Genomic DNA, 17,802 nt, shown 5'->3' with positions numbered 1-17,802 from the left:
GGAATACCGGAATTTCTCTAGGGGGCGCTGTGGGCCGCTTTATCTTACATCGTCTGCTTTGGGTGCCGCCGACCCTGCTGGCGATTTCCATCGTGGCGTTCTCTCTCATTTCCCTTCCGCCTGGTGATTTCGTCGACCGCTACGCTGCGAAGGTTGCCGCCGAAGGTGAATCCATGAGCGCGCAGGAAAAGGAAGCCATGCGTCAGCTCTACGGCCTCGACCGCCCGTTGCCGGTTCAGTACGTGGACTGGGTCACCAAAGCGGTATTCAAGGGAGATTTCGGCTGGTCCTTCAACATGGAACGGCCCGTGGGCGATGTTATCTGGGAACGCCTTGGTCTGACCACCGTGCTGGCATTGTCGACACTGTTCTTTACCTGGGTCGTTGCAATTCCGATCGGCATCTATTCCGCTGTCCGCAAATATTCCTTCACCGACTATTCCTTTACCGTGATCGGTTTCCTCGGTCTGGCGTTGCCAAATTTCCTTCTGGCTCTGGTCCTGATGTACGCCACATTCCGTTTCACCGGGCAAAGCGTTGGCGGCCTGTTCTCGCCAGAATATGTCGATGCCCCCTGGAGCCTCGCCAAGGTTGGTGATCTGATGCAGCATCTTTGGATTCCGGTGATCGTGCTCGGCACCGCCGGTACCGCGTCGATCATCCGTGTTATACGCGCCAACCTTCTGGACGAACTTCATCGCCCCTACGTTCTGACGGCGCGGGCCAAGGGGCTTCCGGAAACCTGGCTGTTGACCAAATACCCGGTACGCCATGCCATGAACCCGTTCGTGAGCAGTCTGAACGACATTTTCGTCAGCATCGTCTCCGGAGAAACCATCGTCGCCATCGTGTTGGGCCTGCAGACGGTCGGGCCGATGCTGTTCGACGCCCTGCGGGGCGAAGATATGTTCCTGGCAGCCACCCTGATCATGTTTCTCGGCATTTTGGGCATGATCGGAACTCTCTTTTCCGATCTTCTGCTCGCCTGGCTCGATCCGCGTATCCGTCGGCAATTTGAAATGGGAGGGGCAGCATGACCCTCGGTTCGTTCGACAACGCGCCCCTCGCTGCGGAACCTGCTCTGCCGGAAAGGCAGAGTCAGGCCAGTCAGATCTGGAAGCGATTCCGGCGCCACAGGCTCGGCGTGATCGGGTTGTGCATCACTGTCTTTTTCTATGCGATCACACTCTTCGTTGAAGTGCTGGCACCACAGGGGGCGGATGCCTATTCAACCCGGCATGCCTATTACCCGCCCCAAAGGGTACGCCTGTTTCTGGACGATGGCAGTTTCCAGCCGCATGTCCTCAGTTACAAGGTTGTCTTCAATTACGAAACCGGACAGCGCAAGTTCGAGCCGGATCCGAAGAATGTTGTCGAGCTGGGTTTCTGGGTCAAGGGCGACAGCTACAAATGGCTGGGCCTGATCAAGGGGGATCGGCATCTGTTCGGTGCCAGGAACCCGAGGCAGAAGGTGTTTTTCGTTGGAGCTGACCGGTTGGGACGCGACGTGCTCTCCCGCACGATCTACGCTGCCCGCGTCTCCATGACCATCGGCCTACTTGGCGTCGCGATCAGTCTTGTCCTCGGCATCCTGATCGGCGGTGTGTCGGGTTACGCCGGTGGAACGGTCGACCAGTTGATTCAGCGGTTCATCGAGTTCCTGCAATCGCTGCCGTCAATCCCGCTATGGATCGGCATCGCCGCCGCGATTCCGAGCGATACGCCACCATTGCAGACCTATTTCTTCATAACCGTGGTTCTTTCCGTTCTGGGATGGACCGGGCTGGCACGTGTCGTCCGAGGGCGCTTTCTGGCCCTGAAGGCAGAAGACTTCATCAAGGCGGCAAGATTGGACGGCTGTGGCACATTTCGCATTCTTCTGCGGCACATGCTGCCGAATTTCTACTCCCATACGATTGCCGTCATTACGCTTGCCATACCGGGCATGATCCTGGCTGAGACTGCCCTTAGCTTTCTGGGCATTGGACTGAAGCCACCGGTCGTGAGCTGGGGTGTTCTCCTTCAGGAGGTTCAAAACGTCCGCTCCATGGCTACCGCTCCGTGGCTGTTCCTTCCGGGCGCGGTTGTCGTGGTTGCCGTTCTGGCACTCAATTTCCTGGGTGACGGTTTGCGCGATGCCGCAGATCCGCATGCGCAGTAGGTCCGCAATGAAAGAAACTTTGATCGATATTAAGGACCTGACGGTCACCTTCACCGAAGACAAGACCCGTCTCGTCGCGCTTGACCAGCTGAGCCTGACAATTCCGGAAGGCAAGACGCTCTGCCTGGTTGGAGAATCCGGGTGCGGCAAGTCGCTGACGGCCAAGACGATCCTTCGGGTTCAGGGAGAAAATGCCCGGATCGAAAATGGTGCGATCGACTTCCGGAACGAAAAAGGCGGCCGAACGGATCTGGCGGCGCTTGATCCGAAGGGCAAGGCCATTCGAGCAATCCGGGGCGATCAGATCTCCATGATCTATCAGGAGCCGCTTACCGCACTTTCTCCCCTCTACACCATCGGCAACCAGATAACGGAAGCGCTTCGCTGGCATAGACGGCTATCGGAAAAAGAGGCCCGCACCGAGGCGCTCTACATGCTTGAACGCGTTGGCATGCCTGCTCCGGAAAAGCGGTTCCATTCCTATAGTTTCGAGTTGTCGGGCGGTCAGCGGCAGCGGGCGATGATCGCGATGGCACTGGTTTGCCGTCCGCGCCTGTTGATTGCCGACGAGCCGACGACGGCGCTTGATGTCACCACCCAGGCGGTGATTCTGGATCTCTTGAAGGAACTCCAGAAGGAAGAGCGCATGTCGATGCTGCTGATCACGCATGATCTTGGTGTGGTTGCCGATATCGGCGATGAAGTCGCAGTGATGTACATGGGAGAAGTCGTCGAGAGTGGTCCTGTCGAAGAGATCCTGCGAAACCCGAAGCACCCCTATACGCGCGGACTGATCGCTTCACTGCCGACCCTTGGCGGTGAGGATGGGCAACAACTGCAATCGATACCGGGTTCCGTTCCACACCTGCGGAACCGCACAGCCGGTTGTTCGTTCGCAAGCAGATGCGGATTGGCGGTCTCTGAGGTCTGTCAGGTCAACAATCCGTTGCTGGAACAGATTGCGGCGGATCACAGCGTTCGGTGTCATGCCTTGCAGAAGACGAACTGGCCGCGCAAGGCGACCAAGACCGAGGCAAGGGAAACCGCCACAAGCAAACCGGATTATTGCGCACCGCCGATCCTGAAAGTGAACGGCTTGTCGAAGCATTTCCTGATGAGCAGGGGATTTTTCTCAAAGCATAAGGAGTTGCGCCCGCTGCGTGGTGTCTCCTTTGACCTTTGGCCCGGTGAAACGCTCGGTCTGGTCGGAGAGTCCGGATGCGGCAAGTCAACGCTCGGTCAGACAATCCTCGGTCTGCTCAGACCGACGGAGGGGCAGATCGAGTTGCAGGTTGATGATGGCTACGTGAACCTTGCCGACATGCCGGAGAAGCAGCTGAAATCATACTGGCGCGATCTGCGCATGGTGTTTCAGGATCCGAACGGTTCCTTCAATCCGCGCATGACGGTTTTCGATATCATCGCGGAGGTCCTGCGCACGAGTGAGGGTGCGGTTGAAAAAACAGCAGTCAATGCTCGCGTGGGAAAGGTCATGGAAATGGTTGGCCTCAACCGTGATTTCCTCGACCGTTACCCGCACGCCTTTTCAGGGGGGCAGCGTCAGAGAATCGGAATTGCGAGAGCTCTTGCGCCGATGCCCCGGATCATTGTCGCCGATGAGCCTGTGTCGGCGCTCGATGTTTCCGTCCAGGCGCAGGTTCTCAATCTCCTGAAGGATCTGCAGGGTGAACTTGGTCTGACCTACCTGTTCATTTCGCACGATCTCAGCGTTGTTTCTCATATCAGCGACCGCGTTGCAGTCATGTATGCCGGTGAGATCGTGGAGATTGCGCAGACCCGCGACATCTTCGCCGCGCCGAAACATCCTTATACGCAGGCCTTGTTGTCGTCTGTGCTTGAACCGGTGCCCCGGTCGGAACGCAAGCGCCAGCCGATCCGTCTTGGCGGGGCGGTGCCGGATCCTGGAAATCTGCCAAGAGGTTGCAAGTTCCGGGATCGTTGCGCCTTTGCTCAGGCTAGATGCGCATCCGAAGCGCCGACCTTGAACACGAATGGTCTGGAACGAGCGGTTGCATGCTTTTATCCTCTCAACAAAAACGAGGGGCAGAACGGACAGGGGGCGCATGCATGGCAGGCATAAAGGACGTCGCTGCGCGGGCGGGAGTTTCCATCTCGACCGTTTCAAGGGTCTTTAACGGCCACGAAAACATCACCGATGAGAAGCGCAAGGCCGTTCTGGAAGCTGCAAGTGCGCTCGGCTATAGCGCCAACAGCCTGGCCGCGAGCCTTCGCCGCAAAAGTTCCAACGTGGTGGGCGTGCTTCTGGCAAGCCAGGGCTCACCCTTCGGCACGATGCTTCACACGGCGATCGGAAACACCCTGTCGGACCGGGGGTATCTGCCCATGGTCTGCTCCACTCTCGGGGAGGACGACCGGCAGGACGAATACGTCAAGACGCTTCTGGAAATGCAGGTCGGCGGCGTGATCATCCGTCCATCCGGGTCACTTTCGATCACCACGCGGCACGCGGCCGTTCTGGAACGCGAAGGCGTGCCGGTGGTCTTTGTCGAAAGTGCACCACGAAAGAAATCGGTTTCTTTCGTGGTTTCGGCCAACAAAGTCGGCGGCCAGCTGGCCATTCGGCGGCTGTGGGAGTTGGGGCACAGGAATATCGGCATCATGATCATGCCGTGTGACGTCAAATACCACCCGAACCGGCCGGTCTCGCACCGGTTGGAGGGAGCTTTGGAAACTGCGCTGGAACTGGGGATTGCCGACAGGATTGTCCTGTCGCCCGACATGCCGGGCGAACGCTTCGACTACGGCTACATGGCCGCAAAGCGCATGCTGCGGGAACACCCTGAGCTGACAGCGGTTTTTGCAATGACCGACATGATGGGAACCGGAGCGCTCTATGCAGCTCGTGAAACCGGTCTGTCCGTACCCGAGGATATTTCCGTACTTGGATATGACGGCCTTCCGCTTTCCGAGATGACATTTCCGCCGATGGCAACCGTCAGCCAGTCGGTAGACCTGATGGGGCAGTCAGCCGCCGATCTGCTCATCACCCGGCTTGAGGGCAATGAGACCAAACCGGCTCAACGAACCCTGAATCCACATCTGATCGAGCGGGAAAGTCTGGCGCCAGCGCCCTGGACGACCTGACAAGAACGAGGAATACGAATGAACGACTTTCAGCCCGGCAGCCAGACTGAAATCGCTGTTGCACCTGAAGAAATGAACGCCGAGACAGCGGTTCTGGCAAGGCGGCATGCACCGGTTCTTTATTGCGACAGCCGGGAGCCTTTTGTCCCGGTCGCGCTTGGGGTGACCAGGCTTTCCCATGGCTGCCGGTCTCCAAGTTGCCGTCATGTGCCGAAAGGGCCTGACACTTGCAAGACTGTTCTTGAGTACGCGATCTGGTGGGATGGCGATATCCAGCACTTCTATGAGCTGGAACATGTTTGGGTGTTTCTGGACGCTGCTGGTAAACCTGTCCATGCGGCGGCCAGTGCACATGGTCATTTGAAAGACATGGGCGAAGCCGAGTGGCGCAACGGACGCCTCGTTCTTTACTGCGAGCCGGGCAAGCATGCGCATGCCGCATCCCCAGCCGACATCGTGGCCGGCAGGTCCAGGCTCGACGAAGCCTGCAGCAGTGGCAAGGAGCTTCGGGGCGTGATGGTGGAAGAGCCGTTCAAGGAAGAGTTGGCATTCCTTACGCCCTATGACCAGTTCCTGGGCCGGCAGAATCTCAAGGCGCGCTGTTTTGAGCCAAGCTATTGTTTTGACAAGGAGTTCGATCTGGCCCCGCTGCCGGTGCTGAGCTGGCTTGAACTTGCCTCGTTCATTCCGCGGTTCCTGCGCAATCAGACCGAGGAGTTTCGCGCGGCCTATGATGGCATCAAGGCAGTCTTCCTCGATAGCGGTGACACCATGATCGATGAAGTGACACAGGTGTTCGATACCCAGGAAGACGAACTCGTCCTTTCAGCGGAACCCATCGAAGGAGGAGACAAGCTTGTCGCCGAACTCAAGGCAAGAGGGTATCTCGTCGCCCTGGTGGCCGACGGCCGGGAAAAGAGTTTCCTGAACGTTCACGATGCGCTCGGCTTCTGGGACCTCTTCGACGCAAAAGCCATTTCGGAAGTATGCGATTCCCTGAAACCCGATGCGAGAATCTTCAGGGAAGCGATGTTTAAGCTGGGACTGCGGGAGGAAGACACTTCAGGCATCGTGATGGTGGGCAACAACATCACGCGAGACGTCAAGGGCGCGAATTCACTGGGAATGAACTCGGTCTGGATCGACTGGAACGATCGTTATCCACGTGAGCCGAAGGATGAGTTGGAGCAAGCCGATCACGTCATCCGCAAGCCGCTGGAACTTCTTCCCTTGCTGGAACAGATGGAAGTTGCGATGCGCTCAGGGTCGAACTGAGCTGTACACGTCCAGGCATGAAGTCAGTCGCGCATGCCGGATATTGCGCGCGAATTCGCCAGGCGTTGGCGATCAGTTCAAGGCCAGAGAAGATATGGTTTGTGACATGCCGGAAGTCCCTCCGGCATGTTGCACTGCAACGGCGCCGCAGCGGTTGCCGTTTTCCAGACAGGCTTCCAGATCCTCGCCGGCCAGCCAGGCGGAGAGAAAGCCGCCGTTGAAGGCATCGCCCGCACCGGTTGTGTCCACGACATCGGCCGGAAATGCGGGCCGATGAACGGTCTTGCCGTCGAGGAATGTTCGGGCTCCGGTGCTGCCTTCCTTGATCACGGTCACCGGGCAGCAATCCTCCGGTAATCCGGATGCCCTGAGAGCTCCATATTCGCTTTCATTTGGCAGGAACACGTCGACCGCGGAAATAAACTCGGCGACTTCCGCCCCCGCGCGCAGCAGATCGTCGTCCCAACCGCAATCGAGGGAAATACTCCAGCCCGCCTCGCGGGCCTTGGCAACCAGTTCTGGAGCCTCGCACAGGCTCTTGAGTTCGCCGATGTGCAAATGCCTGACTGACCGGCAGGTCTGTGCGGCAGGGTTCAGGTCGGGAAATGCCTGTCCTGACTTGTGACTGAGGAACGACCTGTCGTTCTGAAGGGCCATTGCAACGGTGATCTGGGGTGAGGAACCGGGAGAAGCGGGCTCGCACAAAGACATATTCAGACCAAGCGCGCGACCTTCATCCAGAACCGGCACGTCGAATGGCGCGGCCGGTAATGTTCCAAGAAGAGCTGAGGACCAGCCCAGAACAGAGAAGGCGACAGCGGAATTGAAGGCGCCGCCTCCCGCATGAAGAGATACGCCGCCCGCAAAGGTTTCCGACCCGAGCGTCGGCATTCTCGGAATGTCCGAAAAGACCAGGTCGCAATAGATGCGGCCTGCGCAAAGAATGACCGGTTTGTCGCCTCGTTGCAGCATCAGACCAGCGCGGCTCCTGTATCGGCGTCAAAGATATGAAGCGCTTCCGGTGCAGCCCCCAGATGCACTTCGTCGCCAACCACCGGGGCATCCTTGCCTGACACCCTGGCGACCACCTCTCCATAGTCGCTTGTCACATAAATCAGCGTTTCAGAGCCGAGTGGTTCCCTGACCGACACCTTGCCGGAAATGAAGGAGGTCTCCGGATGAAGCACAAGATCGTCCGGACGCACACCGAGCAGCAGTTTTTGTCCGCTCAAGGTCGTTCGCGACAACGGGATCTTTTCGCCGTTTGCGAGCGACAGTTCCTGCCCGTTGCCTGTGGCATCGAGCATGTTCATGGAGGGGGCACCGATAAACTGGGCGACGAATGCATTCACCGGATTGTGGAACACGTCCTCGGGTGTGCCGACCTGTTGGATATGCCCGTCTTTCATGATGACGATCCGGTCCGCCAGCGTCATCGCCTCGACCTGATCGTGGGTCACGAAAATGATCGTGTTGCCGACTTTCTGGTGCAGTTTCTTGATTTCAAGACGCATCTGAGTGCGCAGCTGGGCATCCAGGTTCGACAGGGGTTCGTCAAACAGGAAAACCGCCGGGTTCCGCACCATCGCACGTCCGATTGCAACACGCTGACGCTGTCCACCGGAAAGCTGTGATGGTTTTCGGTCAAGAAGGTTGGCCATGTCCAGGACCTGGGCGACTTCCTCGATCCGAGCGGTTTTCTCGGCTTTGCTGAGCGGCGCATTCCAAAGCCCAAAGGCAATGTTCTTGCGCACGGTCATATGCGGATAGATGGCGTAATTCTGAAACACCATCGCGATATCGCGTTCCTTGGGCTCAAGGTTGTTGACCATGCGTCCGCCGATCCAGATCTCACCTGCAGTGATATCCTCCAATCCGGCGATCATCCTGAGACTTGTCGACTTGCCGCAACCCGACGGACCGACAAAAACGACAAATTCACCATCGGAGATCTCAAGATCGATCCCATGGAGAACCTCAACTGGCCCATAGGATTTGGTCAGCTTTTTGAGGGAAAGGTCGGCCATGAATTCAAGTCTCCAGCAATGCCGCGAATGCAGCATCAAGCAGTTCGGTTGATTGCGTGTGGCGGGCGTTCCGTCTTGCCTGCTCTGCGTTCAGATCGGCAAGGTGTCCCTTGTAGATCTCAAGCGCGTCCCTGAGTGCTTCGGGCGCAGGGCCTCCCGGCCGGGTTCTGCGGGCGATAAAGGTCTCGGGAGAGACGGAAAGCGAAAACGTCTCGGCGTCGAGCATCGTCTCTCGCCCCGTTTCGGATTTGAAGGCTTCGCAGAAATGGGTGAAGCCTTTTGCCAGAGGTTTCTCGTCGGCAAGGACACCACGGGCAGTTGCCGCTGCAATTTCGTGCGCTTGCCGGAAACTTAGGGTTTCTTCTCGAACGAGCGTGTCGGCCAATTCGGTAATCGTGATGCAGGCAGCGTCCGAATTGCGCCGAACGCGTCCGGCATCAATGCCGCAGGCGGGGAGGAAGGCCGTCAGCAGCCGCAGCACTCTGCTGCCGCTCTCGAATGCAGCATATCCGGCCTGTTGGACTTCGCCTTCGCTGTCGTTCATGTCGGTGAAGGGCGTGTTGCGCATTGTGTCGACCATGACATCGCACCGGCCTGCGGTTACGGCTGCCAGATGACGCATGTGCTCGATCGGTACCGGGTTGCGCTTCTGCGGCATGATCGAGCTGATCTGGACAAAGGCGTTGGGCACGTAAAGCTGCCCGACCTCGAAAGAAGACCAGAAGGCCATGTCCTGGATCAGGCGGCCTAGGTGCACGAAAACCAGCTTCAGGGCAGAATAGAGACCGGTGACATAGTCGACGGACGCAATGCAGCCATAGGAGTTGAGAAGCGGGGCTTCAAAGCCAAGCAGACTTGAAACCTGTTGTCGGTCGATCGGAAACCCGCTTGTGGTGATCGCCGCAGCTCCCATCGGGCAATGGTCGAGATCTTCAGCCGCCAGGTTGAGGCGTGCCATGTCCCGGAGCAGGACTTCCAGGGCAGCACACAGATAGTGGCCGAATGTGGAGGGTTGCGCCGGCTGTCCATGCGTATAGGCGACAATCAGCGTCTCGGCTTCCGCTTCGGCCTTGTCGGCCAATGCTTGCGCGAGGGTCGCAAGCTCCTGCCACAGAACCTGCACCCGTTCGCGCAATGCAAGCTTGAACAGCGTATGGTCCATGTCGTTGCGCGACCTTGCGGTATGCAACATGCCGCCGAGGTCACCCAACTTCCGGCGGAGTTCCGCCTCGACAAAGAAGAAATAGTCTTCGTGTTCGCCGGTGTATGTGAGGGCAGCGACATCCGTTTCCGCGTCGATTTCCTTCAATGCACCGGCAAGACAGCGAACCTGCTCCGGGTTCAGGATGCCGGTGTCCTTCAGCATCACCAGATGGGCTCTGTTGATCGCTCCCATATGCTGCGCGTAGTGGGCCTTGACCCCTTCAAACAGCGCCGAAAGCACAGTGTCCTTGTAAATCGGATCCGGAAACTGAGAGGTATCGTTGCGATTGCCGCTCATCCTTTCAACCCCGCCATGACAACACCGCGGATGATGAACCGCTGGAAGATGAGAAAGACGATCAGCGTCGGCAATGTGGAAATGGCCGCACCGGTCATGATCAGTTCCCAGGCCACATCGACTTCATCGCCGAACCCGGAAAGGCCCACCGGAACCGTGTACATTTCCACCGAGTTGGTCACGATCAACGGCCACAGGAACGCCGTCCAGTTACCGAGAAAGACGAAGATCGCAAGGGCGGCGAGTGCCGGTTTGACCAGCGGCATGGCAATGCGCCACCAGATCTGGAATTCGTTCAGACCATCAATACGCGCTGCTTCCAGGAAGTCGTCGGGAACGCTCTCGAAGAACTGCTTCATGAGAAAGGTGCCGAATGCGGTCATCAGTCCGGGGAACATGATGCCCCAATAGCTGTCCAGCCATCCAAAGGACTGGCTCATCATGTACCAGGGGATCACCAGCATTTCGGTCGGGATCATCAAGGTCGACAGGATTGCGATGAAGACGATCTGGCGGCCGGGAAAGCGGAACTTGCAAAGGGTGTACCCGACGAGACTGTCGAAGAACAGGTTGGACGCCGTCGTGATCAGCGCGATGATGATCGAATTGACGAACCAGCCATAGAACCGTCCGTCTTCAAGAACATAGGTGTAGTTCTCGATCGTTGGTTCTTCGGGGATCAGGTTGACGTTGTAGACTTCGTGCGGCCATTTCAGCGACGTCGAGATCATGTAGGCGAGGGGCGCGATCATGATCACGCCACCGAGAAACAACACCATCCAGCGCAGGATCTGGCCCATGTTACGCTGCTTGTTCGCCTTCTTGGAAAACAGGGTGTCAGCGTTCGCGCGAGGTTGCCCGGATGCTTCGGAGGCAATGGTCATGTGTTGTCCCCTCTAAGAATCCAGAGCTGAAACAGGCTGACAAGCAATAGAATGACGAACAGAACGACGGTCTGCGCAGCCGCATATCCCATATCGAAACTGCTGAATGCGGTTTCGTAGATCATCAGGACGAGCGGTTTGGTCGAGTTCAGCGGTCCGCCGGGATTGTTTGTCGTCATGTTGAAGACATGATCGAAAATCCGCAGGAAACCGATGGAGGAGAAGACGACAATGAAAACGATAGTCGGCTTCAACAGTGGCAGCGTTATACGTGTCAGAACGGTCCACCAGCCGACACCGTCTATGCGCGCCGCTTCGTAGTAGCTGACCGGAATGGCGCGCAGGCCTGCCATGAAGATGATGATCTGGAACCCCAGCCCGGCCCACACCGCCGGTGCCAGAACGGATGGCAGCGCATTGGTGGTGGAATTCAGGAATTCGATCTGCGGAATACCGACCGAGGCCAGCATGTTGTTGAAGAGACCGATCGGCACCGGCTGGTAAAACCAGCGCCAGACCCAGGCCATGGCAACGGCTGACGTCATGAACGGCAGGAAATAGAGCATGCGCAGGAAGCCATGCATGAACCGCGTTTTGTCCAGGTGATAGGCAATGACAAAACTGATCACGAGTGAAATGGGTGTGCCCAGCAGAAGATAGGCAAATGTGTTGCGAAAGACTTTCCAGAAGACCGGGTCGTTCCAGAGCTTCGCGTAGTTGTCCAGGCCCGTCCAGGTGCGTGCCCCCAGAAGGTTCCAGTCCTGAAACGAGGTCACAAAGGCTGCGCCGGTCGGATAGAACCGGATCACGACGTAAAAGAGCGTCGGTACGGCAAGGAAGATCCATGCCCACAGAATCTGCTTCTGCCGGATCGATAGGTTTTTGTAGGCTGACATTACCCGTACCGCTTATGCGAAAGGTCCGGGCTGCCGGTCATCCGGCAGCCCAATCTGGGCAAGATTACTTGCCGTAATATTCGTCCAGGATCTTCTGCTCTTCGGCAGCCGCAGCTTCGAGGCTTTCGGTCGGGTCCTGGCCTTCGATATCGATCCGGGCAACCATGTCCATCAGGGCCTGGCGCTGAGCGGATTCGTTTGCGAACTTCGTCGTGTTCGCATACTCGAGGCCACGGATGAACGGGCCATAGGTCGGGTCGTTGGCGTTTTTCTCAACGAGACCGACAGACGGTTTCGCCGGCAGCTCACCAACCACATCCAGCCAGACCTGCATTGCCTCATCGGAGGTGAGGTAGTCGAGGAACTTGACCGCGGCGTCGTACTTTTCACCTTCTGCCTTGGTGGTGATGCCGTTCACCCAATAGGACGAATAGTTGGACTTCTTGCCGTCAGGGCCGGCGGGCAACTCGGCGACGCCCCATTTCAGGCCGCGCACCTTGTTGAGGGAGCCGATGCGGAAGGATCCGTCAATATGCATGCCTGCACGGCCGCCCTTGAAGGCCGCCTGAGGCTCGTCCATGAAGCCGGATTGGGTCACCTTGTGGTCTTTTTCCAGCCCGACGTAGAAATTCAGCGCATCGAGACCAGCTTCATTGTTGTAGTTGACGGTCTGATAGTCGTTCTCATAGGGATCGCCACCAAACTGACGAACCAGCACTTCGCGCCACCAGTGATGATCCTGCGCGTTCATGCCGGTGGTAATGCCGACCTGCGTGATGTTGCCGGCTCCATCGAGCTTGGTCAGCTTTTTCGCTGTTTCAACAAGTTCATCGAGCGTGGCCGGCGGTGTTTCGATACCGGCTTCGTCAAAGAGGCGGGTGTTGTAGAAGAGCGCCAGCGAACGGACCGCAGTCGGCAGCGCGTAGTAGGTGCCGTCCTTTTTCATGGCCTGCACCATGGGGAAGAACTCGGAATCGATCTTTGCCGGATCGAAAACGTCCTTGGGAAGAGGCTGGATCAGGTCAGCTTCGATGTAATCGTTCAACCACCCATAGAACAGCTGCACCACATCCGGGCCTTCACCGGCCGGAATGGCAGCTGCCACCTTTGTCCGGTAATCGGCATATGGGAAATGAGTCATCTTGACCGTAATGTCCGGATTGGCTTCCTGGAACTTTTCGATCAACTGTTCCATCGCCTCGACACGGGCATCAAAGAAATATTGCCAATATTCGATTTCGACAGCCCAGGCCGAACTTCCTATCAGGGTCGCTGCAGCGGCAACCCCACCCAGCGCCATGCGCTTTAACTGCTTCAACATTGCTGATGCTCCCATCTGGATTGGTGTGACCGTATCGCACCGGAGTGGCAGTCTTTTGCCGCCTATCGGAATGTGATTAAGTCAAATAAATTGAATTGTCAATTTTCTTGAGTTAATAACAGGGAATGAAGAGCGAAACTCAAATCAAGGGATCCAACCCGCTGCGCAGCCGGAACCGGAACCGGCAGGCGGTTCTGGGTCATATTCAGGCGGCCGGCACGATGGGACGTGCCGAGATCGCACGTGCCCTCGGACTGTCGACCCAGGCAGTCTCGAACATTATAGCCGATTTGCTTGGTGAAGGCCTGATCCTGGAAAAGGGAACGCGGATTGCCGGACGCGGCCTGCCTGCCGTCCAGTATGGCGTGGATCCCAAGGGCGGTTATGCTTTCGGTGTTGAAATCCGTCCCGATGCCATTTTCACCGCTCTGCTGGACCTTTCGGGAACAACGGTAGACACCGCGCGTACGGAACTGACGGACAATTCACCCGATATTGTCGTGGGGAGAGTCCTGAGCCTTCGCGAAAGGATGCTTGAAGCCGCCGGAGTTGTCGATGACCGCCTCCTGGGGACTGGAATTGTCATGCCGGGACCATTCGGCAAGACCGGCCTGTCAGGCCGCAGTTCCGATCTGCAGGGGTGGGAGGATACCAATGCGCGGGCACTTTTTGAAACCACGCTTGGAGGTGCAATTGAACTCTCCAACGATGCGAACGCAGCCGCTCTTTCAGAACGCCTGACGGGTGTTGCGCAGGGCATCGGTTCCTACGCCTTTGTCTATTTCGGCAAGGGGCTTGGGCTTGGCATCATCAGTGAAGGGCGTCTTGTGTCTGGTGCCTTCGGCAATGCCGGTGAAGTTGGCCATGTACCGGTTCTTGGCCCCGGTGGGCCGGTGCCGCTGGAAAGCATGCTCAGCCGTGTTTCCATTCAATCGCTCATTGGCGGCAGCGACCCGCTTGATCTGGAAACGCTCGATCGGTTGTTCCGGGAACGGGATTCGCGATTGCTCGATTGGTTGTCCCGAGCCGCTGAAGCGCTGGGCCAGGCCGTGCTCCTTCTTGAAAACATTCTCGACCCGCAGACAATCATTCTGGGCGGCGCAATGCCGGGATCCATAATCGACCATCTGGTTGAAACCTGTCCGCTGTCGACGTCGTCGGTTTCCAACCGGCATGACAATCCGTTCCCCAGACTTCAGCGCGGCACATGTGGACGCATGACCGCCACGCTGGGTGCGGCGTCTCTTGTTCTGCATCGCGCCTTCACTCCTCAACAAGACACCTGATTTCCCGGACGAAACTCATGGCCCTGACCGATCCCGAGCGTATTGCTCTCGAATTCGAACACCCTCACATCGTCGAGTTGTGGAGAGCGCTGGTGCCGCTGAGGTCCGTTGTGTCTTTCATGAACACAGGCGCGCATCCGGATGACGAAACCTCCGAGATGCTCGCGGTTCTTGGATTTCGGGATGGAATGGATCTTTCCTATGCCTGCTCGACCAGGGGCGAAGGCGGGCAGAACGATATCGGCCGCGAGGCGAGCCAGCAGCTTGGTGTCCTGCGCACGGCTGAAATGGAACGCGCTGCCGGTCGCCTTGGGCTGAGGCTCTATTGGCTGTCGGAAAACCCGGATGATCCGATCTTCGATTTCGGTTTTTCCAAATCGGGAGAGGAGACGCTTGCCAAATGGGGCAGGGAGCGAACGCTTAAGCGGTTTGTCGACATCCTGCGTCAGGAGAAACCCGACATCATCTGTCCGACGTTCCTGGATATTCCCGGGCAGCACGGTCATCACCGCGCAATGACGGAAGCAGCGGAAGTGGCTATCGGTCTGGCCGCTGATCCGGCCTACCGCGAAAGCGTCCTGCCTGCGTGGGAAGTGTCGAAGATGTATCTGCCTGCCTGGTCCGGTGCCGGTCAGGCCTATGACGATGATCTTCCTCCTCCGCCCGCAACCTTGACAATTGACGGCAAGGGCTTTGATCCGGTCACCGGGTTTTCTTATGCCCGCATCGGAGAGCAGAGCCGTGTTTGCCACAAGACACAGGCCATGGGAAGCTGGACCCCTACCGGGTCGGAAAGAGACTGGCCGCTTCACCTCAGATTCAGCCGGCTCGGACAGCAGGAAGACAACCTGAATTCGGGATTGCCGACTTGTCTGGCGGACCTGGGCTCAGGCCCGGATCTCATCAGGGCAGATCAGGAAATGGCTGCAGCTGTTTCGGCATTTCCCGATTCTGAAGCTGTTCTGCAACACGCCAGCGATGCACTTGCAGCCCTTCGGCTCGGTGCTGACAAAGTTCCTGCGCGTTTCGCCAGCAAGATCGCCCGAAAGGAAACCCAGCTTTCAAAACTGATCCGTATTGCGGCGCGAGTCGAGTGCCGCGTACGGCTGGAAAAGGATGTCTTGAGCACGAACGACTACAGCCCGGTTCAAACAGAATTCCGGGCTGGAGTGGCGCAGGCACATTCGGTTTCGCTCATGTTGCCGGTAGGATGGTCGGGAACCATGAGCGAAGTGCGCACGGAAAACGCGCCTTTCAGCAATCCCTATCCGGACACATACCTTCCCGGCGAACCGGATGCGCCTCATGTCATGCTATCGCTGACAACGCATGGTGTCGTCAGCGAAACGGCCATTCCGTTCGAGGTTCCTCCTCAAGTATTGCCCGAGCGCAGCGCTGTCCTGTCGCCAATGGCAACTGTTCTCAACCGGTCCGGCGAAAATCGCTCCCTGACCTTCAGGGTTCCGGCAATTGTACCAGCCGACTGCATGGCCACGTTGGATTTGCCGGAGGGATGGAGTGCGCGGGAAACCGCGATGGGGTTCGATGTCAAACTTCCTTCAGACGTTGAAGAGGGAAATTACAAGGTCCGTCTGCTCCTTGATGGAGAACCTGCAAACACGGTCATTCCGGTAAATTATCCGCATATTTCACCACGCCACCTGATCCTTCCGGCAGAAGCCTCCGTCTGTGTGGTGGACGCGGGTCAGAATTCCGCCAGGATCGGTTACATCGGCGCCGGGAACGATCGTGTCGATTATTGGCTGTCCGGCCTTGGGCTCGACGTTGTTTCTCTCGATGCGGATGATCTGACGAGTGAAGCGGCGCTTTCAGAGTTCGATACGATTGTGATCGGTATCTTCGCCGTCAGGTTCAAGTCGGGACTGAAAGAGGCGATGCCTTCCTTGCGCAAATGGGTGTCTTCCGGTGGAACATTGCTCACTCTTTATCATCGACCGTGGGACAATTGGGACCCGGACCGGACACCTCCCGCGCGGCTCGAGATCGGACAGCCCTCCTTGCGCTGGCGGGTGACAGATGAAAATGCTGCCGTAACAGTGCTGTCTCCGGAACATGACCTGTTTGCAATACCGAACCGGATCGGCAACGACGACTGGACCGGGTGGCAAAAAGAGCGCGGCCTCTATTTTGCAAAGAGCTGGGACCCGATCTACGAACCCTTGCTCGAAATGGCGGATCCGGGTGAAGCACCGCACCGGGGGGCGCTTCTGGCTGCCGATATCGGCAAGGGGCGGCACATTCATTGTGCTTTGATCCTGCACCACCAGATGGAAAAACTCGTCCCCGGTGCCTTCCGGATCATGGTGAACCTTGTTTCGCCGCGAACCTGATCTCGCGGGGCACCACACCTCCGCCACCAGGGAAAATGCGATCGGCGGCCTCTGGCTGCTGGCAGATATAAGCCTTAACATCTGGGCGCTCAGTATCGTAAAGGCACTGGGCCTTGACTACAGTTCGGCTCAGTTGGTGTTCCTGCGCGCCGTGACCGGACTGGTGTTGATCTTGCCGTGGATATGGCGCGCCTCCGGTGACTTCAGAAAACCCGACCGGCTGACATTGCACTTTTTCCGGGTTGCAGCGTCAACCGTAGCGCTGACGACAAGCTTTTTTGCCATCGCCCGGTTGCCGCTGGCACTGGTGACAGCCATCAATTTCACGCGTCCGATCCTGACCATGGTACTGGCAGTTCTTTTCCTGAAAGAGATGATCGGTCCGCGCCGCTGGATAGCTGCCGCCATTGCCTTTGCCGGTGTTCTCATAGCCGTCAGTCCTGGATCCGTGCCGTTTTCCTGGGGACTTCCCGCGATTGCCATGACGGTTCTTGCCGGTACTTCCGCCGTTATTCTGACACGCAGACTTGCCGACGTGCCGCTGGTCGTGATGATGACCTTCTATACGGCAGGTCTTGCTGTCCTGGTCTTTCCCCTGGCAGTTGTCACCTGGGTTCCGGTGCAGACCGAACATGCCTTGCCGCTCATTGCGATCGGTGTGTGCGCGCAGTGCGCTCAATTCTGCTTCCTGAATGCACATCGGCGGGCAGCCGCGGCATTTCTTGCAATCCTGAGCTATCTCAGCCTGCCGCTTTCCGCAGGTGTCGGCTTTTTTTTCTTTGGTGAAAGTCTCAGCGTCAATTTTCTCATCGGCGCCTGTCTGATCGTTTGTGCCTCCGCCTGGACGGGATGGCGCCAGACGGGTTCCCGACAAGCAGGATAAAAACATAACTATAAGACTCTGTTTTTTCTTCCACTTGACAATCATCAAAGCGAAACACGTCTGAAACGTCGAAAATCGAACCAGCATCATT

General features: G+C 57.6%; 14 protein-coding genes. 8 read left to right on the top strand and 6 right to left on the bottom strand.

Annotated features, from left to right (window positions below; genetic code table 11):
• The first annotated feature begins 29 nt into the window (after positions 1 to 29).
• From ABLQ08_RS22790 to ABLQ08_RS22770, 5 genes are read left to right on the top strand one after another with little or no spacing between them, the layout of a single operon-like run.
• Positions 30 to 1,037, top strand: coding sequence for an ABC transporter permease (locus tag ABLQ08_RS22790; RefSeq protein ID WP_352946811.1), 1,008 nt, complete (start codon positions 30 to 32; stop codon positions 1,035 to 1,037).
• Entirely contained in the window at positions 1,034 to 2,161 is a 1,128-nt protein-coding gene (locus ABLQ08_RS22785; protein ID WP_352946808.1) for an ABC transporter permease, read from the top strand. The genes ABLQ08_RS22790 and ABLQ08_RS22785 overlap by 4 nt, the downstream gene beginning before the upstream one ends.
• Before the next feature lie 7 nt (positions 2,162 to 2,168).
• Complete coding sequence (locus ABLQ08_RS22780) at positions 2,169 to 4,262, top strand: ABC transporter ATP-binding protein (RefSeq protein WP_352946805.1); 2,094 nt, start codon at positions 2,169 to 2,171, stop codon at positions 4,260 to 4,262.
• A complete protein-coding gene (locus tag ABLQ08_RS22775) occupies positions 4,250 to 5,287 on the top strand; it encodes a LacI family DNA-binding transcriptional regulator (protein WP_352946803.1) in 1,038 nt (345 codons plus the stop codon). The genes ABLQ08_RS22780 and ABLQ08_RS22775 overlap by 13 nt, the downstream gene beginning before the upstream one ends.
• Positions 5,288 to 5,305: 18 nt before the next feature.
• Positions 5,306 to 6,562 carry an HAD family hydrolase gene (locus ABLQ08_RS22770; protein ID WP_352946801.1) on the top strand — a complete coding sequence of 419 codons (1,257 nt, stop codon included), beginning with the start codon at positions 5,306 to 5,308 and terminating at the stop codon, positions 6,560 to 6,562.
• Between the two features lie 72 nt (positions 6,563 to 6,634).
• Here ABLQ08_RS22770 and ABLQ08_RS22765 read toward each other — a convergent pair whose 3' ends face one another.
• The 6 genes from ABLQ08_RS22765 to ABLQ08_RS22740 form a co-directional block, all read right to left on the bottom strand.
• Positions 6,635 to 7,534: a carbohydrate kinase family protein gene (locus ABLQ08_RS22765; protein ID WP_352946799.1), complete on the bottom strand. Its 900-nt coding sequence runs from the start codon at positions 7,532 to 7,534 to the stop codon at positions 6,635 to 6,637.
• Positions 7,534 to 8,589 (bottom strand): ABC transporter ATP-binding protein, encoded by a 1,056-nt coding sequence (locus ABLQ08_RS22760; RefSeq protein ID WP_352946796.1) that lies wholly within the window; start codon positions 8,587 to 8,589, stop codon positions 7,534 to 7,536. Before ABLQ08_RS22760 ends, ABLQ08_RS22765 begins: the two co-directional genes overlap by 1 nt.
• Before the next feature lie 4 nt (positions 8,590 to 8,593).
• Positions 8,594 to 10,090 (bottom strand): argininosuccinate lyase, encoded by a 1,497-nt coding sequence (gene argH / locus ABLQ08_RS22755; protein WP_352946794.1) that lies wholly within the window; start codon positions 10,088 to 10,090, stop codon positions 8,594 to 8,596.
• Entirely contained in the window at positions 10,087 to 10,890 is an 804-nt protein-coding gene (locus ABLQ08_RS22750) for a carbohydrate ABC transporter permease (RefSeq protein ID WP_352946874.1), read from the bottom strand. The genes argH and ABLQ08_RS22750 overlap by 4 nt, the downstream gene beginning before the upstream one ends.
• Before the next feature lie 80 nt (positions 10,891 to 10,970).
• Positions 10,971 to 11,870, bottom strand: coding sequence for a carbohydrate ABC transporter permease (locus ABLQ08_RS22745; RefSeq protein WP_352946791.1), 900 nt, complete (start codon positions 11,868 to 11,870; stop codon positions 10,971 to 10,973).
• 64 nt (positions 11,871 to 11,934) lie between these two features.
• Positions 11,935 to 13,191 carry an extracellular solute-binding protein gene (locus ABLQ08_RS22740; RefSeq protein WP_352946788.1) on the bottom strand — a complete coding sequence of 419 codons (1,257 nt, stop codon included), beginning with the start codon at positions 13,189 to 13,191 and terminating at the stop codon, positions 11,935 to 11,937.
• Between the two features lie 125 nt (positions 13,192 to 13,316).
• Here ABLQ08_RS22740 and ABLQ08_RS22735 point away from each other — a divergent pair, with 125 nt between their 5' ends.
• From ABLQ08_RS22735 to ABLQ08_RS22725, 3 genes are read left to right on the top strand one after another with little or no spacing between them, the layout of a single operon-like run.
• Complete coding sequence (locus tag ABLQ08_RS22735; RefSeq protein WP_352946786.1) at positions 13,317 to 14,477, top strand: ROK family transcriptional regulator; 1,161 nt, start codon at positions 13,317 to 13,319, stop codon at positions 14,475 to 14,477.
• A 17-nt stretch (positions 14,478 to 14,494) separates the two neighbouring features.
• Positions 14,495 to 16,828 carry a PIG-L family deacetylase gene (locus ABLQ08_RS22730; RefSeq protein ID WP_352946783.1) on the top strand — a complete coding sequence of 778 codons (2,334 nt, stop codon included), beginning with the start codon at positions 14,495 to 14,497 and terminating at the stop codon, positions 16,826 to 16,828.
• Positions 16,809 to 17,711: a DMT family transporter gene (locus ABLQ08_RS22725; protein WP_352946780.1), complete on the top strand. Its 903-nt coding sequence runs from the start codon at positions 16,809 to 16,811 to the stop codon at positions 17,709 to 17,711. Before ABLQ08_RS22730 ends, ABLQ08_RS22725 begins: the two co-directional genes overlap by 20 nt.
• The last annotated feature ends 91 nt before the right edge of the window (positions 17,712 to 17,802 follow it).

The organism is Roseibium sp. SCP14, from assembly GCF_040329475.1.
Taxonomy (GTDB): domain Bacteria; phylum Pseudomonadota; class Alphaproteobacteria; order Rhizobiales; family Stappiaceae; genus Roseibium.
This window is presented reverse-complemented; position numbering and strand designations above follow the sequence as displayed.

What these genes read in the sequence shown, in the direction of transcription:
- ABLQ08_RS22785 (WP_352946808.1), top strand. Translation starts at nt 1,034, where the DNA reads ATGACCCTCGGTTCGTTCGACAACGCGCCCCTCGCTGCGGAACCTGCT.
- ABLQ08_RS22780 (WP_352946805.1), top strand. Translation starts at nt 2,169, where the DNA reads ATGAAAGAAACTTTGATCGATATTAAGGACCTGACGGTCACCTTCACC.
- ABLQ08_RS22775 (WP_352946803.1), top strand. Translation starts at nt 4,250, where the DNA reads ATGGCAGGCATAAAGGACGTCGCTGCGCGGGCGGGAGTTTCCATCTCG.
- ABLQ08_RS22770 (WP_352946801.1), top strand. Translation starts at nt 5,306, where the DNA reads ATGAACGACTTTCAGCCCGGCAGCCAGACTGAAATCGCTGTTGCACCT.
- ABLQ08_RS22765 (WP_352946799.1), bottom strand. Translation starts at nt 7,534, where the DNA reads ATGCTGCAACGAGGCGACAAACCGGTCATTCTTTGCGCAGGCCGCATC.
- ABLQ08_RS22760 (WP_352946796.1), bottom strand. Translation starts at nt 8,589, where the DNA reads ATGGCCGACCTTTCCCTCAAAAAGCTGACCAAATCCTATGGGCCAGTT.
- argH (WP_352946794.1), bottom strand. Translation starts at nt 10,090, where the DNA reads ATGAGCGGCAATCGCAACGATACCTCTCAGTTTCCGGATCCGATTTAC.
- ABLQ08_RS22750 (WP_352946874.1), bottom strand. Translation starts at nt 10,890, where the DNA reads ATGGGCCAGATCCTGCGCTGGATGGTGTTGTTTCTCGGTGGCGTGATC.
- ABLQ08_RS22745 (WP_352946791.1), bottom strand. Translation starts at nt 11,870, where the DNA reads ATGTCAGCCTACAAAAACCTATCGATCCGGCAGAAGCAGATTCTGTGG.
- ABLQ08_RS22740 (WP_352946788.1), bottom strand. Translation starts at nt 13,191, where the DNA reads ATGTTGAAGCAGTTAAAGCGCATGGCGCTGGGTGGGGTTGCCGCTGCA.
- ABLQ08_RS22735 (WP_352946786.1), top strand. Translation starts at nt 13,317, where the DNA reads ATGAAGAGCGAAACTCAAATCAAGGGATCCAACCCGCTGCGCAGCCGG.
- ABLQ08_RS22730 (WP_352946783.1), top strand. Translation starts at nt 14,495, where the DNA reads ATGGCCCTGACCGATCCCGAGCGTATTGCTCTCGAATTCGAACACCCT.